This is a genomic window from Streptomyces inhibens (genome assembly GCF_022221585.1).
In the GTDB taxonomy this organism is placed as follows: Bacteria; Actinomycetota; Actinomycetes; order Streptomycetales; family Streptomycetaceae; genus Streptomyces; species Streptomyces inhibens.
The window spans coordinates 4,793,837-4,818,508 of the sequence record NZ_CP084681.1 but is presented as its reverse complement, the minus strand read 5'-3'; the positions used below and the strand labels follow the sequence as shown (position 1 = coordinate 4,818,508).

Genomic DNA, 24,672 nt, shown 5'->3' with positions numbered 1-24,672 from the left:
TTCGAAAATGCTCGTCGGTGACGCTAGCACAACTTTTCAAACGCCGTTTGAAAAGTTGCTACGGTGGACCCATGAAGCTCACCAAGGAGCGGATCGTCGACGCTGGCATGGCCACGTTCGCCGAGTCCGGATACCACGGCCTGTCCATGCGCCAAGTGGCCGAGCGGCTCGGCGCCCACGCGGGCAGCCTCTACTACCACGTGCGCAGCAAGGACGAACTGCTTGCGCTGATGGCCGACCGCGTCTGCCGACATGCGTACGACGCAGGGAGCACGGCCCTGGCCGCGCTCCCGCCCGAGGCGACATGGCAGGAAGAGATCGAGGTTCAAGCCGCAGAACTGCGCCGCAGCATCCAGCGGCACCCGGGCGGCGCACTCCTGCTGGCCGACAGCCCCGGGACGCTGAGCACCGGCGGCCTGTCCCTGATGGAGCGCCTCCTCAAGACCCTTCTCGACGCCGGCGTCCCCGCCGAGCACTGCGGCATCGCGGCCGACACCCTCCTCAGCCACGTCACGGGCTTCGTACTCCAGGAGCAGGCCGAGCCCCAGGTGCCGACCGTCACCGCGGAGAGCCATGCCGACCTGCGCGCGCACTTCCCACTCGTCATGGAGCGGGTGCCCCGGCTGAGCCAGAACGAGAAATTCCGGCGAAGCATCCGGCTCCTGTGCACGGCATTCGACACCCTCACCAAGAACGACGGCAGCGCGTGAGGAGCAGGCGACCTCGCGGCCGGGCTCAGCCCGCTGCCCGCCCGCCAACTTCGACGCTCAAGCCCGCCAACTCGGCGGCGCACCCGCCAAGTGAAGCGCTCGGCCACACGCACGCCGCACCATGGATCTCCTCTCCACCGACATGGTCTGGGCAACAACTAAGCCCCAGGTCGATGACCTGGGGCTTTCGCATGGAGCGGGTGACGGGAATCGAACCCGCGCTCTGAGCTTGGGAATCAGGGGGCTTTCGGGTGCCCAATGCCTTCCTGGCCAGGGAGAACGCTGCGGCCGAGGGGGTGTGTCCGGCTGCGTCTCTGCCCCTTGTTCACCGCTGGTCACCCCTCTGTCCGGCACGACACCGGCACGGCGGTGCACTCGGCCCCGGAACGGGAATGTTCCCGCACGGGGAGTCTCGCTGCGCGCCACGGGCTCTGCTGCCGACGGAACTTGACTGCAACCGCTTCACGATGCGGGACCAGGCACCGTCGATGGGGCGCCCTGCGAATCAGGCGATGCCTGCCCGACGCTGGGCGTCACGGCGACCGACGAGGAACCAGAGCAGGCACCCGAAGAAGGGGGCCATCAAGGCGAAGACGACCCAGACCAGCTTCATCCCGCCGGTGAGGTCGGACCTGACGATGCTGAGCAGAGCGCCGAAGAAAAACGCGAGAGCGCCCAGGACCACAGCAGCTCCTGCGCAGGCGAACATGATGTCGCCCGTAGGGGCAAGGGCCATCTGGTGTGCGAGCTGTGCCTGCATCGTTCTCTCCTCTTACTGCTGGGGGGATTCCCAGAGTTCGTCGGTCGGGCTGGACGTGTGGTGACCGGTGGTTGGGGCGAGTGGCGCACCAGGTGTGTGGGTGGAGGTGAGAGGCGGTTACCCGCCTGTGCGGGAGCCATCGGCCGCAGCCACCGGCGTCGGCACCTGTGGATCGGCCGACTCGGGCGCGTCCGGGCCGGTGCGTGCTCGGGTGTGGGGGAGGGCATGGTTGCGGATGCCGGAGAGGGTTTCGTGGAGGCCCAGGCCCTGGGGGTGGCGGCGGATGCCCCTCACGCAGGCGCCGATCAGGGCCAGGCAGAGCGCCGGCGGCAGCAGCAGAACGAGTCCGGCCACCGGGTCGGCCGCGAGGCTGTACGCCACCTCCTGAAAGTTCACCCGGCCCGCGATCTCGGTCAGCGCGGAGGGGCCGGCAGCGGAAGCGGTGGCGCCGACGAAGACCGCACTAGCGGTGAGGGAAAGGGCCGCACCCCCGACGAGGCATGCGAGCAGCAGGAGAGGACTCAGTACCAAGGCGCGCAGCGCGAGCCTGGCAGGGCTCGGTCGTCCGCCGTCCGGCGTGACCAGTCTCAGCAGGAGCACGTGTTTGCCCGGTGTCGCGCCCATCAGCCAGGGGATGAGAACGAACCACAGTCCGAAGGCGACCGGCGGCGCCAAGAGCACCGTCTCCGCGCCGAGCACGAAATATCCGATGACCGCGATGACCGGGGTGAGCAGCATGACGCCGGTGACGTCCAGCAGCAGGGCGATGAGACGGCGGCCGAAGGGGATCTTGCCGGCGGCGAGCGGGGCGAGCGCGCGGTCGTCCAGGGCGTCCAGGGCGGGCAGTGCCCGGGCCAGCGGTCCGGCGGCCGCCCATCCGAGAGCGGCGCCCGCCGTGTTGACGATGAGGTCGTCGACGGCGAAGAGGCGGTAGGGGCACGCGTAGAGGCCCCAGAGTCCGGTGTACTGGGTGAGTTCGAAGAACAGCGATCCGGCGAACCCGGCCGCGGTGGCCGCGGCGAGGCCGCGCCGGAAGTGGATCCGTACGAAGACCCCCAGCGGCAGCAGCAGGATCAGGTTGAACACGGTCTGCCAGAAGGCCGAGTTGTGCAGGATCAGCGCGTCGAGGGTGACGCGGTGGTGCGCCTCCTTCCAGATGTCGGAGAAGGCGACGCCCGGTGTGAGCTGCGGGTGGGCGAAGGACGGGTACTCCTTGCAGACGTTCACCGAGGGCTTCGGCAGCGGCACGATCACCATGCAGAAGGAGGTGAGTGCGTAGTAGACGCTGCCGTAGAGCGACAGCACCCGCCAGCGGGTCATGACGCCGTGCCGCCGGTAGAGGACGATCGCCGTCGGCACGAACATCACGAAGGCCAGCGCGGGGAAGAGCAGCGCGGCCGTACCGATCGGCAGCAGGTAGATATCCGTCACGCCGGGCGCCTCGCCGCCCGCAGCAGATAGGCGCCGGCGGCGGCCGGGAGCGCCAGGACGGCCAGGAGGAACGGGATGAATGCGCCGAGACCGAAGTTCAGCGTGCCCCCGGGGACCACCCACTGCGACACCACGAACAGCGGCGGCACGAGGGCGGCCGCCGTCCCGATCGCCCTGTCCCGGTTGCGCCACTGCGGCGCGGTCCACAGCCACCAGAGCGCGCCGATCAGGACGGGGAGGCCCAGCACGGGGGCGAGCGTCAGGGGGCCGGTCGCCGCCAGCAGTCCCAGCAGGGCGAGGGTGCGTCCTCGGCTCACTTGCGGAGCGGGGATCTCCTCGCCGAGCGCGGTGGCCGCGATGGTGCGCGGGTCGCCGAGGCGTGCGAGCACGGCGCGGACCTCGTCGTCGCCGGAGGCGGACTCCTCCGCGAGCGCCACGGCGATGTGCTCCTCCAGGTCGGCCAGCAGCTCGTTGCGGCGTTCTGGGCTGAGTCCGGCCGCCTCACGCGCCAGGGTGGCCAGGTACTTCTTCACCAGTGGGTGCTCGGTGATCGTCATGGTGGTCTCCTGTCAGTCGGTGAGGAAGTGGTCGACCGCGTCACGGAAGTGCGGCCAGATCGCGGTGAACTCCTTCAGCGCCGCATGCCCCGGCGGTGTCAGCTCGTAGTAGCGCCGGGGCGGCCCGCTGGGGGACTCCTGCCAGCGGGTCTCCACCAGTCCGTCACGGCGCAGCCGCGACAGCAAGGGGTAGATCGTCCCTTGGCTCGTGACCATGCCGTTCACCGCGCCGAGGGTTTCGAGCAGCTCCACGCCGTAGCGCGAGCCGTCCCGCAAGATCGCAAGCACGCAGTACTCCAGCACCCCCTTGCGGAGCTGGCTCTCCGCCTTGCCCGCGGCGGGCTTACCTGCAACGTCAGGTTCCATGCATTGCACAGTACCTGGTTATCTCCAGGCGGCCAAAGGTGCTGTTGGTGGGGTCCGGCATACGGCAAGGTCGCCGACAGGCCGAAGACGAAGAACGACCTCGCCTCCAAGGCGAACGTTCTTGGCGCCGGGGGCACTTGCTGACCGTCGGCTGGTGAGACGTCGGCGCCCCTGTCGCAGGAGCGCCGTATCCGCGTCACCCGACACGGTCGCGCCCGCCACGACTGGCGTTTCAAATGGCTTCTGGCAGTACGGAGTTGAGGCGGCCGCTTACGCCGCATCGCCCTTTCCGAAGAATTCGACGACGTTCCGCACGGGTCGAGCGCGCCGGGCCGGCGTTTCGCTTCACATCCGGATCCCCGATTACCACTCGTGATCAGGACGGCACAATTTGGCCCATAGCGCGCTGTTATGGAGATCCGGTAGCTTTCGGCGTCGCCGCCGTATCCGCATTCTGTCCCCAACGAAATTCACCGGCAGGCAACAGATTGTCATGCCCGCATCACTCAGCGCGGGCTCTCCTCTCACGGAGGCACACCTCTCCCCACGGAGGCATGCCTCTCCCCCCCCACGGAGGCAACACCATGAGATCCGCACACGCATTGCGGCGCCCGCGCGTCGCGGTGCCCGTACTCGTCCTGTCCGCCGCCTTGCTCGCCTTGCTCGCCCTGGCCATCGTCCCCGTCAGTACCGCCCATGGGGCCAACGAAAGCACCTCGGCATGTGCGCTCCAGGGGACGACCGGCTACACCGATGAAGGCCAGAACACCGACTACAACCGGTTCCAGAAACCGGAGGGCACCAAGCGCGTGGGCGTGATCTACGTGGACTTCCCCGACGCCGTCGGGACCACTACGCCTCTCGACCGCTACTACGACCAAATATCCGGCGCTGACGGCTGGATGCAGAAGGCGTCCAACGGCAAGGTCTCGCTGGATATGAAGGCCCCGTACGGCAACTGGGTGCGCATGCCGAAGAATTCCACCGACTACAACTGGGCGCGCGGGTTCTCCTGGGACACGCACCGGGTTTATGTGAAGGACGCGCTCGCCGGCGCCGCCGGCGCAGGCGTCAACCTCGCCGACTACGACACGTTCTACATCGTGCCCACCAGCACCGCGGCAGCGATCACTCACACCCCGACCTGGGTCCAGAACCCGTCCAACCCGACCCAGGTCTGGAACAAGGCGACCAACGCCTGGGTGACGATCAAGTGGGCGGTGACCTTCGGACAGGACATGTGGCACTGGGGCTACAAGGTCGCCGACCACGAGACCGCCCACACCTTCGGCCTGCCCGACCTCTACGCGTTCAACGGCGAACAGCACCAGTACGTCGGCGGCTGGGACGTCATGGGCAAGGTCAGCGGCCCGGCCCCGCAGTTCCTCGGCTGGCACGCGTGGAAGTTCGGCTGGATCAACGACAGCCAGGTCTCCTGCCTGTCCACGAACGACACGTACTCCACGACCCTGAACGGGGTGGAGCACGGGGGTGACGGCTACAAACTGGCGGTGATCAAGACCAGCGACACCACGGCCTACGTCGCCGAGTCCCGCAAGGCCGCCAACAACGACTCCGACGCCTGCGACACCGGCGTACTGATCTACAAGGTCGACACCTCGACCGAAAGCGGTAGCGGACCGGTCCGCGTGGTGAGCAACCCCAAGGCCGCCGCACCCACCGGGAACTGCACCGCGCTGGACATGCAGACCTGGAAGCCCGGCCAGACGTTCCAGGACGACAACGCCCGCATCCGGATCCACGTGAACAGCTCCGACTCGGACAACGACACGGTGTGGACCTACAAGTGGTGACCGCACAGTGAACCCCCGTCGGCAGCCGACCGCCTTCCAGGGCTTCCTCGACCAGCATGGGATCCCTCGGCTGAAGTCTTGGCGGGCCGTCGGCGGCTGACCTCGACGGCTGCAAGATCCCCGACAGAGCCAGGCTTCAGTGGTGCGCGAGTGGTGCGCCCCGCCTGAACCTCCAACCGAGCCGTCCAGGACGCCGATTCAGCAGAGATCGGCCGCTCCTGGACGGCTTCGTGCTACCTGTGGTTGGGGCTCACTAAAGGCGCCATGGCAAGGGGAATGCATCTCTGGCCTGCGGGTTCAGCGGCTGTGGGCGCCCGTCACGCGCCTTCATGGGCCGTTGGCCACAAGGCAGTTGACGTGTGCGCAAGTGGTGCGCGAGCCTCTGAGAGGTCTGGACAACAAACAAGGCCCAGGTCACCGACCTGGGCCTTCGCTATGGAGCGGGTGACGGGAATCGAACCCGCGCTCCGAGCTTGGGAATCAGGGGGCTTTCGGGTGTCTGATGCGCGCCTGACCTGGGGAAACGCTCTGCCCGGAGTGGGCGTACGACGTCACTCCGCTGCCCTTGGACGACCGCTGGTTACCGCTGTATCTGGCACGACACTGGCACGCAGGCTGCCGGGGCCTCAGATCGGGAGTGACTCGCCGGGTTCGGATCGCTGCGACGGCGTGGACGCCTCTGCTGGAGACATCGGGATTGCGTGCGGGAAGCGACGCGGAGGGTGTTCCGGGGCGTTTGACAGCGGCCACTTCGGATTCCCCACGTATGGCCAGTTACAGCGCCACTCTGCGTATGCATCGAACGTTCCACCTTGTGGCCGGCCCCCGCCTCACGCCTCAGCGGTACTGGCGGCGGCGGAAGAAGAATCGCTCGGCTTACGCGCATCTGATCGCGCTGAGGAAGCCGGGGCTATCCGTCCTCGTCCTTGACCTCCAGTGCTCCTCGCGCCAGACCGATGAACGTGACGTAGGCTTCCCGGAAATCCCGGTAGCCAGCGTCGTACTCGTCCCGCCACTCGGGACTGTCGTCACCGATGAGCGCCTTGAGCAGCGGCTGCAAGCGCCGTGCCATATTCCGCACGTGGTCCGCCGCGGCGGAAACCTCAGCAGGACCGTCGAGCCGGACCTCATGCATCGCCCTGTTCATGTCCCCGATGGCCGGGCCTGTGCGCTCGTACATCTGCTTCAGGAGCCGGTCCTTGCTCTCACGGTCGCGCGCCGCGTCGACGTCATCAATCTGCCACGTGACCGCTGAGAACGCGTGCGCGCAGCTCATCATCTCCCGATAGGCGGATCGGCGCCGGTCCCGCTGCTCACGAAGGGATTCTGCCCATGCGGTTGTTCGGGCTTGGGCCAGCGCTGTGCGCAAGGCCGCCCGCGCGGTGATGTAGCTGGCTCCGAGCGCGGTCAGCGCGGTGAGAATGCCGACCCACAGTCCGCTGTTCGTCATGGCCGAAGAGTCTGTCAGCCGGGGTGCAAGGGAGACAGCCCGCGAGTCGATCACTGGCCGTAACCGTGACGGCAGGTCGGGCTCGTCGTTGGCGACGCGTCGCGACAGCAGCCGGCGGCCGCTCTCGTCGATCGCGACGCAGTGGTGATGGATCTTGCCTGCGTCGATGCCGGCCCAGATCACGGCCATGTGGTGCCTCCGTGCGGTGTCTGCTGCTGGTTCCTCCCACGGACGACCTCGCTGTCGATTCCCTACGGAGCGATCATTCGCAATTCCTAATTGGCAGCCGAGTCGTCGTGGAGCGCTGGGGGGCCAATCGCTGGTAGCCACAAGCGGCAGAAGGTTGAAAGCCACACCCGGCGCCCCTGGGTGGATGATCCATACGAAGAGCTCACCGTCTCCCGCAGGACAACGTAGGGAAGGTTGAGCGTTTCTCAGCGAAGGCTGGTGACCGGGGTGTCCTGTCCCAGGCCCCGACGGATCGCGATCTCCACGGGTGAGTACGCGCCGTCGGCCCGCTCCAGTTCGTACGGCGCGGCCGGCATCAGCGGCGGCTGGGCCATGAAGCGCGGCCGCACCCCATGGTGCGGTTGCGCCGCGTGCACCAGGAACGGATGGCACAGGAAGACGTCGCCCGGGGACCCGGTGGCGAGGGCGAGTGGCCGGTGGTCGGACGCCGCCACCAGATCGGGCGCAAGGGCCAGCCCGCTCGCCCCGTCCTCCCCGTACTTCTCCAGCACCTTCGGCACGTCGAGGTGTGAGCCGACCCGGATCCGGGTCGGGGCGTCCTCCTCACCGACCTCGCTGAACAGGAACAGCATCAGCAACGCCCGGGCCCGGGAGCGAAGATTTGTGAAGTACCAGCTCTCGCCCTCCGGCAGATAGCTCCCCTCGATGTGCCAGCCCGCGTCGTCCGGCTCCTCCTCGTGCGGGAAGCGCAGGGGGAATGTGCCCAGCGAGTAGCGCGGCTCCCAACGCCCCGCGCCGACGAGCAGGTCGTACGCGCCCTGCAGGGAAGGGGAGTTGGGCGCGGCGGCGAACGGCCCCTGCGCCATGCCGGCCACCCAGTGCACGGGCTGCGTCCAGGTCGCTGGATCGTCCGGGTCGCAGCCCGTCTCTCGCCAGAGCAGCCGCGCGCAGTCCGCGGCCACGCGCGGCGCGACGGCGCCCTCCAACTTCACGAAGCCGTCGCGGAGGAAGCGGGATACCAAGGTCGTGTCATCCATGCCCTCATCGTGCGGCGGCACCGGTCCCGATCACCCGACATTTTCCGCACCGCCTTTGTCGGGTGTTCACCGAGCCCCTAAGGGCTGTCCACCGACGCCGCAACGTCGTCGAACGCTGCTTCCACCGCCCCAAACAATGGCGCGGCGAATTTGCCGCCGGACTCGAGAGACAGGGCACGCGGAGGGCACGCCCGCACCGAAGAGGTCTAGACAACAAATAAGGCCCAGGTTGCTGACCTGGGCCTTCGCTATGGAGCGGGTGACGGGAATCGAACCCGCGCTCCGAGCTTGGGAATCAGGGGGCTTTCGGGTGCCTGATGCCCCTCTGAACAGCGAAAACGTATCCGGATGGGCTGGTGCGCGGCGGAATCTCTGGCCTTGCTTGACCGCTGTCTACCGCTCTGACTGGCACGCTACTGGCACGGATGGTGGGCACACCGGGGAAGCGGGTTCCCCAGGGCCATTGTGCTGCTGGTGCGCCGGCAGCGGTGACGACTGGTGGTGAACGACCTGCGCACAGTGGTGAGCTCGCTGCCGGTGAGCGTTGACCTCGAACGCTCCGGGGACATGGCGCGGACGTCGCCGAGCCGGCACGGCTGCGCCACCCCGCATCGGCGGTGCCGGCCGAGCTGCACTCGACGATCCTGGATGTGAGCAGCTCGCGCAGGGCTCGATGCACAAGTCCCGGGCTCCAGGAGGCCGATGCGGCGCAGCAGAGGGAGAGAGACGACCACCGCATGAACGAGCTGCATCGTGTGCTCTTCCGCGTCTGCTGGACGAGCCCTGGGGGCGGCGTAGAGCGTGTCGGGGTGGTGGTCGGCCACGGCACGGCTTTACATGTCGGATCACACGTGATTGCTGCAGCAGCCCGATGGTGGTCGCGGCCACCAGGCCGCGACCACCGTCATGGCGGGGTCAGTCCTGCGGTGCGGTTTCGGATTGCCTCTTCTGAGCTGGCTCGGTCGTCGGGTTCTTGTGCGGCCTGAAACGGAAACAGAACAATGCGGCGGCCACCAGGACCGTGGCGCACGCCACGAGGGTGGTCTGCATCGCGTCGACGAAGCCGGTGGCGAACATGTCGGCGGTGACGCGTTCGTACAGGCTGGTCGTGGCCGGGGTCAGGCCGCCGGGCGGCCTGGGCGGACTGTAGTGTTGCGCGGCGGTCGTGCTGTCACCGACGAACTGGGCACGCAGATTCTCCGGTAGCTGACCGGCGCGTTTCTCGGCCTCGTTGCGCATGGTGGAGGCGAGGCGGGCTGACAGCAGGGCGCCCAGCACGGCGGTGCCGAGTACGCCGCCGATCTGCCGGGTGGTGCTGGAGACGCCGGAGGCCGCCCCGGCCAGTCGCGGATCGATGCCGTCCATGGTGGCCTGCTGCAGCGGTGCGAACGTGGCGCCGCTGGCGACCCCGATGATGGCCAAACCCGGCAGCAGGCTCCATGCGCTGCTGGCGGGGCCGGCCATGGCGACCAGCACCAACAGGCCGACGGCCAGCAGCGTCATCCCACTCATCAGGATGTACTTGCCGCCGAACTTGTCCGACAGTCGCCCGGCGTAGGCCGAGCCGACCGCGGTGAGTACGGCATTCGGCAGCACCACCAGGCCGGTCTCCAGTGCCGAATACCCGCGCGCCATCTGTAGGTACAGCACCAGCACGAACATGATGCCGATCATGCCGAGCTGGAAGACGAACCCGACCCAGTTTCCGACCGTGAAGTTGCGCGCGCTGAACAGAGCCAGCGGCATCAGGGGCTCATCCTGCTGCCGGTGCTGCCAGACGACGAACACCGCCAGCAGCGCGACGCCCACGATGATGACCAAGGGGATGCTGATCGGCCCGGTGATGGTGCCCCAGTCGTAGCGTTCTCCCTCGATCAGGCCGAACACGACGCCACTCAGCCCGGCGGTGGCCAGCGCGACGCCGACCAGGTCGAGCCGGTGTTGGCGGCCCGAGCGCATGGGCGGAGCGAAGGCCAGCGCCAGCACGGTTGTGATGATCCCGATCGGGACGTTGATGAAGAAGATCCAGCGCCAGCTGAGGTGGGCGAGCAGGAAACCGCCGACGACCGGGCCGACGATCGGGGCGAAGCCGACGATCGCGCCGAACAGGCCGAACGCGCGGCCGCGCAGCTGTGGCGGGAAGATTGTCAGGATCGACGAGATGACCTGCGGGAACAGCAGGGCTCCGCCCAGTCCCTGTAGCAGCCGGGCGGTCAGCAACTGGGGCGGTGAGTCGGCTAGCCCGCACAGTGCCGAGGCGAGGGTGAAGGTGATGATGCCGATCACGTACAGCCGGCGGTATCCGAAGATGTCCCCCAGCCGCCCGGTGCTGATCAGCAGCACCGAGAAGACGAGCAGGTAGCCGTCGATGACCCACAGCACCTGGTCGTAGGAAGCGTCGATGCCATGGATCAGCGTGGGGATGGCGACGTTGACGATGGATCCGTCGAGTAACGACATGAAGAAGCCGATGCACATGATCGCGAGAGCCAGCCACGGACGCTGTGTGGCGGGTTGTTCGGCGGATTTGACTTCCGGCACTCCGGAGACCTCCCTGAGGGAACCGGCTCTGCTGGTGATGACGCGGACCGGGCCGCTGATGCCAGAACAGCGCTGACGCCGGGACACGGTCCCCGGCAGATCCCTGAGGGCTGGGAAAGGCCCGGAGGGTTCCACACGCTTCGCCACCATCACAGAACATCCTTTTCCAGGATGTGATGAGTGACTTCCACCTTCCCCACGTCATCGGGACCTGGGCGAAGCTGGTTGGCGAGGCGGAAAGCCCAACGGTGAGAAGTCGGCTCGGACCCTAGCACGGCGCGTTCAGTCCGCATGCGGTTGAGTGAAGCCGGCAGAAAGGGTGTGTGGAGCCACATATCCCGTTCCTGCTCGGCTGGTTGGGCAGGCGGTGGGGTCGAGCCAGGAGCCCGCGGTAGCCGGTGACGGACGAGCTGTGGGCGCGAGTTGAGCCGTTGTTGCCGGTGCAGGTCGGAGCGGCCCCGACCGGGCCGAGCCCGGTCGACCACGCCGGACCGTCATGACCCTTCAGGCCAGGGCACTTTGGCGGGATGCGGCACGCGGAGGGCGCGCCGCCCCATGAAAGGTCTGGATAACGAACGAGCCCCAGGCCACTGACCTGGGGCTCACGCTTGGAGCGGGTGACGGGAATCGAACCCGCGCTCTGAGCTTGGGAAGCTCATGTTCTACCATTAAACTACACCCGCGTAATCCCGCCTCGGATCGAGAGCGGAACATCGTCGCACACTCTACCCCATCGCCTCGTCGTGGTGCATTTGGCATGCCCGGACGGGGTGTGTGGGGGCGGTCGGTGGGGCTGTGGGGCGGGGTGTTGAGGGTGGGGTTGCCGGCGGCTCGTGGGGTGGGATGCGGGTGCGGGGCGCGGGAGTTGAGGCGTACGGTTGGGCGTCGGAGTGCCGCGTGCAGTGGCGCCCAGTTCATCCCCTAATGTGGCTTTTGTTGTCCACGCAGTTGGGAGAGGGACTTGATGGAGCGCACCGTCGTACGTTGTGCCGAGGGCCACGTGTTCAGCACCGCTTCGTTCCCGATGCAGACCACCGACCGGCTCGGTCCCGGACGGCTTCTGCGCTGCCCGCGCTGTGCTCGACTGCGGCATTCGGTGCCCGTCGAGCACGCGAAGCGGTAGTGGAGCGGTAGTGGAGCGGTAGCGAAGTAGTGGCGGAGCGGTCACGGAGTGGTCGCGATCAAGAGGAGTAGCAGGAACGAGGAGTAGCGGGCCCGGCTCCCCCAGGTGGGGGCCGGGCCCTCGTCGTGCGGTGGGGGTGGTGCGGGCGCGTATCCTCGTCTGCGTGCTTCTCTCAGACAAGGACATCCGGGCCGAGATCGATGCAGGTCGGGTGCGCATCGACCCCTACGAAGAGTCGATGGTGCAGCCGTCCAGCATCGATGTGCGGCTCGATCGCTACTTCCGGGTGTTCGAGAACCACCGCTACCCGCACATCGACCCCGCCGTCGAGCAGGCGGATCTGACGCGTGAGGTCGTGCCGGAGGGCGATGAGGCGTTCATCCTGCACCCCGGTGAGTTCGTTCTCGCCTCGACGTACGAGGTCATCACGCTGCCGCACGACCTCGCCTCCCGGCTCGAAGGCAAGAGCTCGCTGGGACGGCTGGGGCTGCTGACGCACTCCACCGCCGGATTCATCGACCCGGGGTTCAGCGGGCATGTGACGCTGGAGCTGAGCAATGTCGCCACGCTGCCGATCAAGCTGTGGCCGGGCATGAAGATCGGGCAGCTGTGCATGTTCCGGCTGACCTCGCCGACCGAGCACCCGTACGGCAGTGATCGGTACGGCTCCCGCTACCAGGGGCAGCGCGGTCCGACGCCGTCCCGTTCGTTCATGAACTTTCACCGTACGCAGGTATGACACAGCCGCGTCGGTGTGGGGGGCGCGCCCGACAGGGCGGGCGCGTGGCAGAGCTGGTGGGCAGAGAAGGTCTGAGAGAGATACGTGAGTGACGTGCGGGAGAACCTGACGTACGAGCGCTTCGGCGGCGCGATTCGTGAGCTGGCGCAGATGGTCGCCGACGACGGGTACGAGCCCGATGTCGTGCTGTCGATCGCGCGGGGCGGCGTCTTCGTCGCGGGGGGCCTGGCGTACGCGCTGGACTGCAAGAACATCCACCTGGTGAATGTGGAGTTCTATACCGGGGTGGGGACCACCCTGGAGATGCCGGTCATGCTCGCGCCGGTGCCGAACGCGATCGACTTCTCGGAGAAGAAGGTGCTGATCGCGGACGATGTCGCGGACACCGGCAAGACGCTGAAGCTGGTGCACGACTTCTGCCAGGGGACGGTGGCGGAGGTCCGCAGCGCGGTGATCTATGAGAAGTCGCACTCGCTGGTGAAGTGCGAGTACGTGTGGAAGCGCACGGACGACTGGATCAACTTCCCGTGGAGCGTGGAGCCGCCGGTGGTGCGGCGCGAGGGGCAGATCCTCGACGCCTGAGAGGGCTGAGGGTGCCGAGGGGCCGGCGCGGCAGTCGTTGCGCTGTGCTGACCGCCTTCCCGTGTAAGGGAGTTGGCGTCTGCGGGGCTGCCGTGGTCCGGCTTGCCTTGGCTTCTGGTGTGCTGGTTTCGGCCAATCCCGTTCCGGGTGTTCCGCCGGTTCTTACTTACGAGTAAAACCCGCGGTAACAGCAGACCGGAGGGGAGACCCCATGGTGCGTGTGAGACGTGGGCGGCGACGGGCGTTACACGGGTGGCGGGCGGGGCGAGGGCGGCGGTTACGAGCCGTGGTCGCGACGTCGACGGCGGCGCTGACCATGGCCTTCACCGTGGCCGTGGGCGGGGCGAGTGCGGCCACCGGTGCCACGGTGCGGGCCGGGGCCACCGGCGCCACGGCGGCCGGCGCGGCCACACCGCTGCCGCCCGAGCTGGAGAAGATCCGGGCGCAGGAGGCGGTCAAGCTCTACGGCGACCCCGCCCAGCGGCCGGTCGGGGAGCGGAAGACCTCGTTGATCTCGCTGGGCGACAGCGAGATCTCGGGGGAGGGCGTCGGGACGTATGAGCCGGGGACCGACGGGCCCAGCAACTGGTGTCACCGGTCGCCGGACTCGGCGATCCACCGGACCGGGATCGCGGCGGATGTGACGTACAACGTCGCGTGTTCGGGCGCGTACAGCGGCAATATCGTGATCGGCGGCAGCAAGCAGTACGCCGATGAGCTGGTGCAGAGCGACAGTCTGGCGATCAAGGCCCGCAATACCCGGCTGAAGATGGTGCTGCTGGTCGTGGGCGCCAATGACGATCTGCAGTTCGGGCCGGTGATGACGGACTGCGTGCAGCGCTGGTTCCTGCTGCAGGGCACCTGTGAGCCGAAGTATCAGCCGGGCTGGCAGGCGCGGGTCGACGGGCTGGTGCCGAAGGTCGGGCGGACGGTCGGCGATCTGCGGACCGTGATGCGGGACGCGGGGTACGCGGACGGCGACTACCGGCTCGTGGTGATGTCGTATCCGAGCCCGATCGGGCCGGATGTGGAGGACAACCCGAACTACCCGGGGAAGCTGCCGGGCGGCTGCACCGGCTACACCTCCGACGCGGGCTGGGGGCGCAATGCCGCCGTGCCGGCCTTCGAGAAGGGTGTGCGGAAGGCCGCGCGGGACTCGGGGGCCGGCTATCTCGACGCCTCGCGGCTGTTCCACGGTCATGAGGTGTGCATGGAGGACACCTGGGCCCGCGGGCTGTATGTGAATGTGTCCAACCCCTTCCCGCCGGACGCGAATTCGGTGCGGCAGTCGTTCCATCCGAACGCGCGCGGACATGCCGCGTTCGCCTCGTGTCTGACCCAGCTGTACGTGTCGGGGCTGCGCGAGGCGTCCTGTGCCGATCCGGCGAGCACCGGGCAGCCGAAGCTCTACGCGGAGGCCTGGGACGACGCGTACCGGCCGCTGAGGAATGCCGGCACGGGGAGTTGTATGGATGCGACCGGCGGTGCGAGTCGTAACGGGACGGCGGTCGGCGGCTGGGACTGCAACGGGCAGCGCAACCAGGGCTGGTGGTACGACACGGCGCGCAGGTCGGTGCATGTGGAGCTGACCCAGGACCGCTGCCTGGATGTGCCGGGAGCGCGCTACGAGCCGGGCGCCGGGCTGATCCTGTGGAACTGCTCGGGCACGGCCAACCAGCAGTTCGTACGGGCGGACGGCGGGACGGTCCGGCCGGCCGGTGCGCAGTCGCTGTGCCTGACGCTGGGCGGGGCGAAGGAGCCGGTGCGGTTGCAGAGCTGCGACGGTTCGGCGGGCCAGCGGTTCGCCTAGCCGTACGCGGACGGGCGAGCCCGCCGTACGAGGAACGGGCGCGCGGCCGCACGGCGAAGGGGCCCGCTCCGGAGTCGAGTGCTCCGGGGCGGGCCCCTTGCCGTGGCAGATTGCCGCGGGCCGGAGTGTGAACCGGCCTACAGGGTGCCGAGCTTGACCAGGGCGATCAGCGCGACCAGCTGGATCGCGGAGGCGCCGAGCGCCTTGGGCCACGGCAGGTCGTGCGACTTGCTGACCATGGAGGTCAGCAGATAGCCGGCCGCGAGCCAGGTCAGCCAGCCGAGGATCTGGACCAGGGTGCTGTCGCCGCCGAGGAACATCGCGAACAGCAGCCGGGGCGCGTCCGAGATCGTCATGATCAGCATGGACAGGCCGATGGTCGGCTGCCAGGCGCCGTCGCCGCCGAGCTGACGGGCCATGGTGTGGGTGACCGTGCCCAGGATCAGGCTGCCGATGATGAACATCACGGCGGTGATCAGCACCCACGGGATGCTGTTGGAGAGGGTGGCGTTCAGCACATCCTCGCGGGCCTTGTCGAAGCCGAAGACCGCGAGCAGGCCGTAGATGAAGGTGACGATCAGCGCCGGCGCCCAGACCTGGTGGTCCCGCATCTGCCAGAACGTGGCGTCGGGGCGCAGCACGATGCCGGACAGCAGCTGCTTCCACTGCAGTCGGGGGCCGGCCGGCGGCGCGGTGGTCTGGCCGGCGCGGTAGGTGCCGCCGTCCGCGTATGCGCCGTCGGGGCCGGGGCCGTTGTCGTGCTGGTCGGGGTACGAACCGTAGGAGTCCGCCTCACCCACGCTGAACTGCTGCGTGTGGCCAGGGTTGTTGTCGTTGGAGTACGGCGCGTAGGACTGCTGCTGGGGCTGATAGCCGCCGTCGCCGAAGTACTCGGGCTCGCCGTGCTGCCCCTGCGGCTGTTGCTGCCCCTGCGGCCCGCCGCCGTAGCGCTGCGGTGCCTGCTGCCACTGCCCGTGCGGGGGCGGGGGCTGTTGCCCGTACGGTCCTTGCTGTCCGTACGGAGCCTGCTGCCCCTGATGCCCCTGCTGTGCGTTCTGCGCGGGGCGGGCATCCCGTCCGCGACCCATCCTGAATCCAGCCACGTCATCGAAAGTACCTGGTCTGCGCGGATCGGGTGGCGGAGCAGGGGTACCGGGGCGGGGTTTGCTGCTGACCTGTGACATCCCCTAGGGGGATCCCGGAGGGAAGAGGGGGCCGCGGTCCGGCGTCCAGCGCAGGGTGAGCTGCGGAAGGTTCTCCATGTTGCCGCTGCCGTCGTCCGTGGCCACGACCCGGAAACCGTGGTGCGCGTAGAACGCCCGGGCGTCGGCGTTGAGTTGAAAGACATGCAGCGACAGGCCCTCGGGGCTCTGCCGCCGCGCCTCGGCGAGCAGGAGGGTGCCGATGCCGGTGCGCCGGACGTCCGGGCGGAGGTAGAGCTGGTCGAGCAGATCGCCCTGTACGGCCGCGTAGCCGAGGAGCTCCGGGCCGCGGGCCGCGACAACGGTGTGTGACTGCGGCAGCACGATCTCGCGGATCCAGTACGTGACCTCGTCGTGGGTACGGCGCTGGGGCGGCAGATACGGCATGGTGGCCCGCCGCGATGCCTGGTGGATGGCGGCGATCACGGGGGCGTCCGCGGGCTCGGCGGGCCGGATCCCGACGGGCGGGGGCGGGGGGTCGGCCGGTGTGTGGGAGGGGGCGTAGCCCGCCGGGGTCCGCGCAGCGTCGGCCGGGGTGGTCCCGCCGGTCTGGTCGGCCATGTCCATGCCGTCATGGTCGGGGGCGTCCCGGCGCCGGGCAAACGTATTTGCCGGTGCGCCGGGCCCGCCGGGAGGTGCCGCGCCGGACCCGGTGCCCGTCAGGACGCCGGGAGCCCCGCCGCCGCGAAGTCCGCCGTCGTGAAGGAGAGCGTGGGCCGCGCGGCGAGGCCCGACGGGCCGCCGGGGTACACCGTCACCCGGTCGTGGGTGGGGCCGCGGCGGGTGAGGAGGACGAGGTCGGCGTGGTGGTCGCCGTCGAAGTCGGTCAGGGCGATGACCGTGGCGAGCGGGCGGCCGGTGCCGGGGAGGCGGGGGAGGGCGAGGCGGTGGGGGGTGGGGGACAGCCCGTCGGGGCTGCCGAGGAGGAGGGCGGGGCGGGTGCCGCCGAGGGCGAGGTCGGTGCGGCTGTCGGCGGTCACATCGGCGGCGGCGAGGGTGGGGGCGCCGCCCGTGCCCGTACGGATCGTGCCGGGGCGGCCGGCGACGGACAGCAGGCCGTCGGTGTCGGCGGTGACGGCGGTGAGCGGGGCGGGGCCGCGGCCGGCGGTGGCGAAGCGGCCGAAGGCTACGGCGTAGCCGGGCGGGTAGGCGGCGGCGCCCGCCCGGGTCGGGCCCTGGGGGCCGCCGAGGGCGAGGCGGCCGCGGGCACGGCGGCCGGGGTCGGCGGAGCGTACGAGGAGGTCGTCGGCGCCGTCGTGGTCGATGTCGAGCGGTGGGGAGAGGGGCGTGGTGGTGGCCAGGGCGGTGCCGGGGACGGCGACCGGGGCGCCGGCCGCCTTTGGCGCGCCGCCGCGGGTGAACGGGCCGCGCAGATAGCTGATCCGCGGGCCGGAGGTGGTGACGGCCAGGTCGGCCGCGCCGTCGCCGTCGAAGTCGCCGCAGACCGGCTGGTCGGGCCACTCGTTGCCGATTCTGGCCCGGTCGGGGATCCGGAGCCTGACGGCGCGGGCGGGACCGAGGCCCTTCGGTGAGCCGAAGAGGAGCTGTACGGGGACGGGCGGGCGGCCGACGCCGTCGTACGGCGGGTCGGTGGTGACCACGAGGTCGGTGAAGCCGTCCCGGTCGAGATCGCAGCTGGTCTCGGCGTCGAAGGCCGCGGGGACGGTCTCGCCGGTGGGGGCGGCGTTACGGGCCGGGGTGAGCAACTCCCGGGTGGCCGGGTCGAGTCCGTGCGCGGAGCCGTAGACGATGCCGATGCCCGGGTCGTCGTCATGGCCGCCGGCGGGGGCGAGCAGGCTGTCCAGAACGAGATCGGGGTGGCCGTCGCCGTTGAAGTCGCCGGCGGCCCTGCTGCCTTGGCCGACGGGGACGGGGCGCGCGGAGGGGAGCGAGGAGGCGCGGCCGTGGCGGGGGTCGGGGACGGCCTCGTCGGAGGGGGAGAGCAGGCCGCAGGAGGTGAGGAGGAGGGCGAGCCCGAGCCCTGCCGCCGTGACGATCCTTCTTCGCATGCCTCCACATAAGCCGACGGCCGGCCCCCGTACAACAAGGGGACCGGCCGTCTCCAACGCACCTGCGGGCGCCGCTACTTCACCGGTTCGGGCTCCGGGGCGTCCTCCGGCTCCTCGTCGCCCGCCGGGTCGACGGGGGACCTGACGGAGTCCAGCAGCAGCTGGGCCACGTCGACGACCTGGATGGACTCCTTGGCCTTGCCGTCGTTCTTCTTGCCGTTGACGGAGTCCGTCAGCATGACGAGGCAGAACGGGCAGGCGGTCGAGACGATGTCCGGGTTGAGCGACAGGGCCTCGTCGACACGCTCGTTGTTGATGCGCTTGCCGATGCGCTCTTCCATCCACATACGGGCACCGCCGGCGCCACAGCAGAAGCCGCGCTCCTTGTGGCGGTGCATCTCCTCGTTCCGCAGGCCCGGCACCTTGGCGATGATCTCGCGCGGCGGTGTGTAGACCTTGTTGTGGCGGCCCAGGTAGCAGGGGTCGTGGTAGGTGATCAGACCCTCGACCGGGGTGACGGGGATGAGCTTGCCCTCGTCGATGAGGTGCTGCAGCAGCTGCGTGTGGTGGATGACCTCGAACTCGCCGCCCAGCTGGGGGTACTCGTTCGCGATCGTGTTGAAGCAGTGCGGGCAGGTGGCGACGATCTTCTTCTTGGACTTCGGCTTCTTGGTGGACTCGTCCTCGCTGTCCTCGCCGAAGGCCATGTTCAGCATCTCGACGTTCTGCTGGCCGAGCTGCTGGAAGAGGAACTCGTTGCCCAGACGGCGGGCCGAGTCACCGGTGCACGCCTCGTCGCCGCCCATGATCGCGAACTTGACGCCGGCGATGTGCAGCAGCTCCGCGAAGGCCTTGGTGGTCTTCTTGGCGCGGTCCTCCAGGGCGCCGGCGCAGCCGACCCAGTAGAGGTAGTCGACCTCGGTGAGGTCCTCGATGTCCTTGCCGACGACCGGGATCTCGAAGTCGACCTCCTTGGTCCACGCCAGGCGCTGCTTCTTGGCGAGGCCCCAGGGGTTGCCCTTCTTCTCCAGGTTCTTGAGCATCGTGCCCGCCTCGGACGGGAACGAGGACTCGATCATGACCTGGTAGCGGCGCATGTCGACGATGTGGTCGACGTGCTCGATGTCGACCGGGCACTGCTCGACACAGGCGCCGCAGGTGGTGCAGGACCACAGGACGTCGGGGTCGATGACGCCGTTCTCTTCGAGGGTGCCGATCAGCGGGCGCTCGGCCTCGGCCAGCGCGGACGCCGGGACATCGGCGAGCTGCTCGGCGGTCGCCTTCTCCTCGCCCTCGGCGTCCTTGCCGCCACCCGCGAGCAGGTACGGCGCCTTGGCGTGCGAGTGGTCGCGCAGCGCCATGATCAGCAGCTTGGGCGACAGCGGCTTGCCGGTGTTCCAGGCGGGGCACTGCGACTGGCAGCGGCCGCACTCGGTGCAGGTGGAGAAGTCGAGCAGGCCCTTCCAGGAGAAGTGCTCGACCTGGGAGACACCGAACTGGTCGTCCTCGCCCGGGTCCTCGAAGTCGATCGGCTTGCCCTGGCTGGTCATCGGCTGGAGTGCGCCGAGCGCCACACCGCCGTCCGCCTCGCGCTTGAACCAGATGTTGGGGAAGGCGAGGAACCGGTGCCAGGCCACACCCATGTCGGTCTTGAGCGAGACCGTGATCATCCAGATGAAGGACGTCGCGATCTTGAGGCCCGCGAAGAAGTAGGTCAGGTTCTGCAGGGTGCCGAGGCTCATGCCCTTGAAGGCCGCGACCAGGGGGTACGAGACGAAGTACGCGGGCTCGTAGTGGTCGACGCCGTGCTGGGCGCCCTCCAGGGCGTGCAGCGTGACGATGCAGATGCCGACGATGAGGATGACGGTCTCGACGAAGTACGCCTGGCCGGTGTTGGAGCCCGCGAAGCGGGACTTGCGGCCCGCGCCGCCGGGGCGGCTCAGCTGTCGGATGACGATCAGGGCGATGATGCCCACGGTCGTCATCGTGCCCATCGCCTCGACGAACATCTCCCACGGCAGCCAGTCGCCGATGACCGGGATCAGCCAGTCGGCCTGGAAGAGCTGGCCGATGGCGTTGACGATCGTCAGCAGCAGCGAGAAGAAGCCCACCGCCACGAACCAGTGCGCCACGCCGACGACGCCCCAGCGGTTCATCCGGGTGTGGCCGAGGAACTCCTTGGCCACCGTGACGGTCCGCTGGGCGGGAGCGTCGGTCCGGGTGCCTGCGGGCACCGGCTGGCCCAGTCGCATGTGGCGGTAGATCTGCAGGAGGGCGCGGCCGAACAGCGCCACGGCGACCGCGATGAGCACCAGCGACACGATGATCGCGGCGAGTTGCATGGGAGGCTCCTCGTACCTGCGAGAGCGGAAACGGTGGGGAACTACTAAGCGGTAACTTTTTTGGTCTGCGGCTGAGGTTACCCATTCTCCTCGGTGCCATGAAGCCGCGCGGCCGGTGATCTGCGTCGCGAAGGCAACCCTGTGCACACCCCTGACGTCTTCGGTGGCGGCCGGGTGACGGTAAGAGCGACATAAAAGTTGAGTGGCTCCGACTCAGCTCTGTTGACAGGTTTTCCTCGGTGCTGCACTCTTGAGCCTGTTCCACTCAAGTCAGCTGGAGGAATTGAAATGGCACGTGCGGTCGGCATCGACCTGGGCACGACGAACTCCGTCGTCAGTGTTCTCGAAGGCGGTGAGCCCACCGTCATCACCAACGCCGAGGGCGCCAGGACCACGCCGTCCGTTGTCGCCTTCGCCAAGAACGGCGAGGTGTTGGTCGGCGAGGTCGCGAAGCGCCAGGCGGTCACCAACGTCGACAGGACCATCCGGTCGGTCAAGCGCCACATGGGCACCGACTGGAAGATCAACATCGACGGCAAGGACTTCAACCCGCAGCAGATGAGCGCCTTCATCCTGCAGAAGCTCAAGCGGGATGCCGAGGCGTATCTGGGTGAGAAGGTTGTCGACGCGGTCATCACCGTTCCGGCCTACTTCAACGACTCCGAGCGCCAGGCCACCAAGGAGGCCGGTGAGATCGCGGGCCTCAACGTCCTGCGCATCGTCAACGAGCCCACCGCGGCCGCCCTGGCCTACGGCCTGGAGAAGGATGACCAGACCATTCTGGTCTTCGACCTCGGTGGCGGCACCTTCGACGTCTCGCTGCTGGAGATCGGCGACGGCGTCGTCGAGGTGAAGGCCACCAACGGTGACAACCACCTCGGTGGTGACGACTGGGACCAGCGCGTCGTCGACTACCTGGTCAAGCAGTTCCAGAACGGCCACGGCGTCGACCTGTCCAAGGACAAGATGGCGCTCCAGCGTCTGCGCGAGGCCGCTGAGAAGGCGAAGATCGAGCTGTCGTCCTCCACGGAGACGTCGATCAACCTTCCCTACATCACCGCCTCGGCCGAGGGCCCGCTGCACCTGGACGAGAAGCTCACCCGCTCGCAGTTCCAGCAGCTGACCGCGGACCTTCTCGACCGCTGCAAGACCCCGTTCCACAACGTCATCAAGGACGCCGGCATCGCGCTGTCCGAGATCGACCACGTGGTCCTGGTCGGTGGCTCGACCCGTATGCCGGCCGTCGCCGAGCTCGTCAAGGAGCTGACCGGCGGCAAGGACGCCAACAAGGGCGTCAACCCGGACGAGGTCGTCGCCATCGGCGCCACCCTGCAGGCCGGTGTGCTCAAGGGTGAGGTCAAGGACGTCCTCCTGCTGGACGTCACCCCGCTGTCCCTCGGTATCGAGACCAAGGGCGGCATCATGACCAAGCTGATCGAGCGCAACACCACGATCCCGACCAAGCGCTCCGAGATCTTCACGACGGCCGAGGACAACCAGCCGTCCGTGCAGATCCAGGTCTACCAGGGCGAGCGCGAGATCGCGGCGTACAACAAGAAGCTCGGGATGTTCGAGCTGACCGGTCTGCCGCCGGCCCCGCGTGGCGTCCCGCAGATCGAGGTCTCCTTCGACATCGACGCCAACGGCATCATGCACGTGACCGCGAAGGACCTGGGCACGGGCAAGGAGCAGAAGATGACCGTCACCGGTGGCTCCTCGCTGCCGAAGGACGAGGTCGACCGGATGCGCCAGGAGGCCGAGCAGTACGCGGACGAGGACACCAAGCGCCGCGAGGCCGCCGAGGCCCGCAACCAGGGCGAGCAGCTCGTCTACCAGACCGAGAAGTTCCTCAAGGACAACGAGGACAAGGTCCCCGGTGAGGTCAAGACCGAGGTCGAGGAAGCCGTCACTGAGCTGAAGGAGAAGCTCAAGGGCGAGGACACGGCCGAGATCCGCACCGCCACCGAGAAGGTCGCGGCCGTCTCCCAGAAGCTGGGCCAGGCCATGTACGCCGACGCCCAGGCCGCGGGCGGCGCCGAGGGCGCTGCCGGTGCCGGTGAGCAGGCTAAGGCCGACGCCGCCGACGATGTCGTGGACGCCGAGATCGTCGACGACGAGAAGCCGAAGAAGGATGGTGCCGCGTGACGGAGGAGACCCCGGGCTTCGACGAGAAGCCTGACGTCCCCTCTGACGCCGCTTCCGAAGACGCGGCGCAGGAGGCCGAGTCCGCCGACAAGGCGGGCTCGGCCCCGGCCGGGGACGTAAAGGACGTAGCGCTCCAGGCTCAGCTGGACCAGGTGCGTACCGCGCTCAACGAGCGCACCGCGGACCTTCAGCGGCTCCAGGCGGAGTACCAGAACTACCGCCGTCGGGTGGAGCGGGACCGGGTCACGGTCAAGGAGATCGCCGCGGCGAACCTCCTGTCCGAGCTCCTTCCCACCCTCGACGACATCGGCCGCGCCCGCGAGCACGGCGAACTGGTCGGCGGCTTCAAGTCGGTGGCTGAATCGCTGGAAACCGTGGTCGCCAAGCTGGGTCTGCAGCAGTTCGGCAAGGAGGGCGAGCCCTTCGACCCGACGATCCACGAGGCGCTGATGCACTCGTACGCACCGGACGTCACCGAGACGACGTGCGTGGCGATCCTGCAGCCCGGGTATCGCATCGGTGAGCGCACGATCCGCCCCGCGCGGGTCGCCGTCGCCGAGCCACAGCCGGGCGCGCAGAGCGCCAAGTCAGCCTCCGACGAGGACACCAAGGCTTCGGACGAGGAGAGCGGTGGCCCGGACGAGGGCTGACGTGAGGGCGGATACGAAAACCGCGCGGAAGGAGGGACGTCGGGGATGAGCACCAAGGACTTCGTGGAGAAGGACTACTACAAGGTCCTCGGCGTCCCGAAGGACGCCACCGAGGCGGAGATCAAGAAGGCGTACCGCAAGCTCGCCCGCGAGTTCCACCCGGACGCCAACAAGGGCGACGCCAAGGCCGAGGAGCGCTTCAAGGAGATCTCCGAGGCGAATGACGTCCTGGGCGACAGCAAGCGCCGCAAGGAGTACGACGAGGCGCGGGCGCTGTTCGGCAACGGCGGCTACCGGCCGGGGCCGGGCGGGGCCGGCGGCTCCTTCAACTTCGACCTGGGCGACCTCTTCGGGGGCTCGCAGGGTCAGGGTGGCGGAGGCTTCGGCGGCGGGCTCGGGGATGTCTTCGGCGGCCTGTTCAACCGCGGCGGTACCGGTACCCGTACCCATCCGCGCCGCGGCCAGGACATCGAGTCCGAGGTGACGCTCAGCTTCACCGAGGCGGTGGACGGGGCCACGGTCCCGTTGCGGATGTCCAGTCAGGCGCCGTGCAAAGCGTGTTCGGGCACCGGTGACAAAAACGGTACGCCTCGGGTCTGCCCGACGTGTGTCGGCACCGGCCAGGTCAGCCGGGGCGCGGGCGGCGGCTTCTCGCTCACCGACCCGTGCGCCGACTGCAAGGGCCGGGGCCTGATCGCCCAGGACCCCTGTGAGGTCTGCAAGGGCAGCGGGCGCGCGACGAGCGCCCGCACGATGCAGGTCCGTATCCCCGCGGGCGTCTCCGACGGGCAGCGCATCCGGCTGCGCGGCAAGGGCGCTCCGGGCGAGCAGGGCGGTCCGGCCGGCGATCTGTATGTCGTGGTGCATGTCGATGCCCACCCGGTCTTCGGCCGCAAGGGCGACAACCTCACCGTCACGGTGCCGGTCACCTTCTCGGAGGCCGCGCTCGGCGGTGAGATCAAGGTGCCGACGCTGGGCGGCCCGCCGGTGACGCTGAAGTTGCCGGCCGGTACCCCCAACGGACGCACGATGCGGGCCCGGGGCAAGGGCGCGGCCCGTAAGGACGGCACCCGGGGTGATCTGCTGGTCACCATAGAGGTGGCTGTTCCCAAGGACCTCAGCGACAAGGCGAAGGAAGCGCTGGAGTCCTATCGCGAGGCGACCGCGGGTCAGGACCCGCGGGCGGAGCTGTTCCAGGCCGCGAAGGGAGCTTGA

18 protein-coding genes, 1 tRNA gene and 1 pseudogene are annotated in these 24,672 nt (G+C 68.7%); 8 read left to right on the top strand and 12 right to left on the bottom strand.

Annotated elements, in window-relative coordinates; translation table 11 throughout:
* Window positions 1-71 precede the first annotated feature (71 nt).
* The gene (locus KI385_RS22000) at window positions 72-710 is read left to right on the top strand and encodes a TetR/AcrR family transcriptional regulator (protein WP_238573884.1); all 639 of its coding nucleotides are present in this window, start codon (window positions 72-74) and stop codon (window positions 708-710) included.
* A gap of 505 nt (window positions 711-1,215) precedes the next feature.
* On the opposite strand, the gene KI385_RS21995 is transcribed toward KI385_RS22000, so the two are convergent.
* The 4 genes from KI385_RS21995 to KI385_RS21980 all read right to left on the bottom strand — a co-directional run bounded on the left by KI385_RS21995 (window position 1,216) and on the right by KI385_RS21980 (window position 3,824).
* Complete coding sequence (locus KI385_RS21995) at window positions 1,216-1,470, bottom strand: PLD nuclease N-terminal domain-containing protein (protein ID WP_238573883.1); 255 nt, start codon at window positions 1,468-1,470, stop codon at window positions 1,216-1,218.
* Between the two features lie 117 nt (window positions 1,471-1,587).
* The gene (locus KI385_RS21990; RefSeq protein WP_238573882.1) at window positions 1,588-2,901 is read right to left on the bottom strand and encodes a VanZ family protein; all 1,314 of its coding nucleotides are present in this window, start codon (window positions 2,899-2,901) and stop codon (window positions 1,588-1,590) included.
* Entirely contained in the window at window positions 2,898-3,458 is a 561-nt protein-coding gene (locus KI385_RS21985; RefSeq protein ID WP_238573881.1) for an HAAS signaling domain-containing protein, read from the bottom strand. Before KI385_RS21985 ends, KI385_RS21990 begins: the two co-directional genes overlap by 4 nt.
* Window positions 3,459-3,470: 12 nt before the next feature.
* On the bottom strand, window positions 3,471-3,824 hold the full coding sequence (locus KI385_RS21980; RefSeq protein ID WP_238573880.1) for a PadR family transcriptional regulator: 354 nt from the start codon (window positions 3,822-3,824) through the stop codon (window positions 3,471-3,473).
* A 584-nt stretch (window positions 3,825-4,408) separates the two neighbouring features.
* Here KI385_RS21980 and KI385_RS21975 point away from each other — a divergent pair.
* The gene (locus KI385_RS21975) at window positions 4,409-5,638 is read left to right on the top strand and encodes a M6 family metalloprotease domain-containing protein (RefSeq protein ID WP_238573879.1); all 1,230 of its coding nucleotides are present in this window, start codon (window positions 4,409-4,411) and stop codon (window positions 5,636-5,638) included.
* Window positions 5,639-7,136: 1,498 nt separating this feature from the next.
* On the opposite strand, the pseudogene KI385_RS21970 reads toward KI385_RS21975, so the two are convergent.
* The 4 genes and pseudogenes from KI385_RS21970 to KI385_RS21955 form a co-directional block, all read right to left on the bottom strand.
* Window positions 7,137-7,277 (bottom strand): annotated as a pseudogene (locus KI385_RS21970) (IS110 family transposase); the annotation flags it as partial.
* A gap of 245 nt (window positions 7,278-7,522) precedes the next feature.
* The gene (locus KI385_RS21965; protein ID WP_238573878.1) at window positions 7,523-8,314 is read right to left on the bottom strand and encodes a phytanoyl-CoA dioxygenase family protein; all 792 of its coding nucleotides are present in this window, start codon (window positions 8,312-8,314) and stop codon (window positions 7,523-7,525) included.
* A 915-nt stretch (window positions 8,315-9,229) separates the two neighbouring features.
* Window positions 9,230-10,855, bottom strand: coding sequence for a DHA2 family efflux MFS transporter permease subunit (locus KI385_RS21960; protein WP_238573877.1), 1,626 nt, complete (start codon window positions 10,853-10,855; stop codon window positions 9,230-9,232).
* Between the two features lie 609 nt (window positions 10,856-11,464).
* A tRNA-Gly gene (locus tag KI385_RS21955) sits at window positions 11,465-11,538 on the bottom strand.
* A gap of 603 nt (window positions 11,539-12,141) precedes the next feature.
* Between KI385_RS21955 and dcd the strand changes: the two genes are divergently transcribed.
* The 3 genes from dcd (at window position 12,142) to KI385_RS21940 (ending at window position 15,109) form a co-directional block, all read left to right on the top strand.
* Window positions 12,142-12,717, top strand: a complete 576-nt coding sequence (dcd, locus tag KI385_RS21950) for a dCTP deaminase (protein ID WP_128510744.1) — start codon at window positions 12,142-12,144, stop codon at window positions 12,715-12,717.
* An 84-nt stretch (window positions 12,718-12,801) separates the two neighbouring features.
* Window positions 12,802-13,299, top strand: a complete 498-nt coding sequence (locus KI385_RS21945) for a phosphoribosyltransferase (RefSeq protein WP_128510745.1) — start codon at window positions 12,802-12,804, stop codon at window positions 13,297-13,299.
* Window positions 13,300-13,615: 316 nt separating this feature from the next.
* Window positions 13,616-15,109 (top strand): ricin-type beta-trefoil lectin domain protein, encoded by a 1,494-nt coding sequence (locus KI385_RS21940; RefSeq protein WP_238577790.1) that lies wholly within the window; start codon window positions 13,616-13,618, stop codon window positions 15,107-15,109.
* 137 nt (window positions 15,110-15,246) lie between these two features.
* Here KI385_RS21940 and KI385_RS21935 read toward each other — a convergent pair whose 3' ends face one another.
* The 4 genes from KI385_RS21935 to KI385_RS21920 form a co-directional block, all read right to left on the bottom strand.
* Complete coding sequence (locus tag KI385_RS21935; RefSeq protein WP_238577789.1) at window positions 15,247-16,197, bottom strand: Yip1 family protein; 951 nt, start codon at window positions 16,195-16,197, stop codon at window positions 15,247-15,249.
* A 99-nt stretch (window positions 16,198-16,296) separates the two neighbouring features.
* Complete coding sequence (locus tag KI385_RS21930) at window positions 16,297-16,878, bottom strand: GNAT family N-acetyltransferase (RefSeq protein ID WP_238573876.1); 582 nt, start codon at window positions 16,876-16,878, stop codon at window positions 16,297-16,299.
* Window positions 16,879-16,970: 92 nt separating this feature from the next.
* The gene (locus tag KI385_RS21925) at window positions 16,971-18,320 is read right to left on the bottom strand and encodes an FG-GAP repeat domain-containing protein (RefSeq protein ID WP_238573875.1); all 1,350 of its coding nucleotides are present in this window, start codon (window positions 18,318-18,320) and stop codon (window positions 16,971-16,973) included.
* Between the two features lie 74 nt (window positions 18,321-18,394).
* A complete protein-coding gene (locus KI385_RS21920) occupies window positions 18,395-20,662 on the bottom strand; it encodes a (Fe-S)-binding protein (RefSeq protein ID WP_238573874.1) in 2,268 nt (755 codons plus the stop codon).
* A gap of 288 nt (window positions 20,663-20,950) precedes the next feature.
* Between KI385_RS21920 and dnaK the strand changes: the two genes are divergently transcribed.
* From dnaK to dnaJ, 3 genes are read left to right on the top strand one after another with little or no spacing between them, the layout of a single operon-like run.
* Window positions 20,951-22,807 carry a molecular chaperone DnaK gene (dnaK, locus tag KI385_RS21915; protein WP_238573873.1) on the top strand — a complete coding sequence of 619 codons (1,857 nt, stop codon included), beginning with the start codon at window positions 20,951-20,953 and terminating at the stop codon, window positions 22,805-22,807.
* Window positions 22,804-23,457, top strand: coding sequence for a nucleotide exchange factor GrpE (gene grpE, locus KI385_RS21910; RefSeq protein WP_238573872.1), 654 nt, complete (start codon window positions 22,804-22,806; stop codon window positions 23,455-23,457). The genes dnaK and grpE overlap by 4 nt, the downstream gene beginning before the upstream one ends.
* A gap of 45 nt (window positions 23,458-23,502) precedes the next feature.
* A complete protein-coding gene (gene dnaJ, locus KI385_RS21905) occupies window positions 23,503-24,672 on the top strand; it encodes a molecular chaperone DnaJ (RefSeq protein ID WP_238573871.1) in 1,170 nt (389 codons plus the stop codon).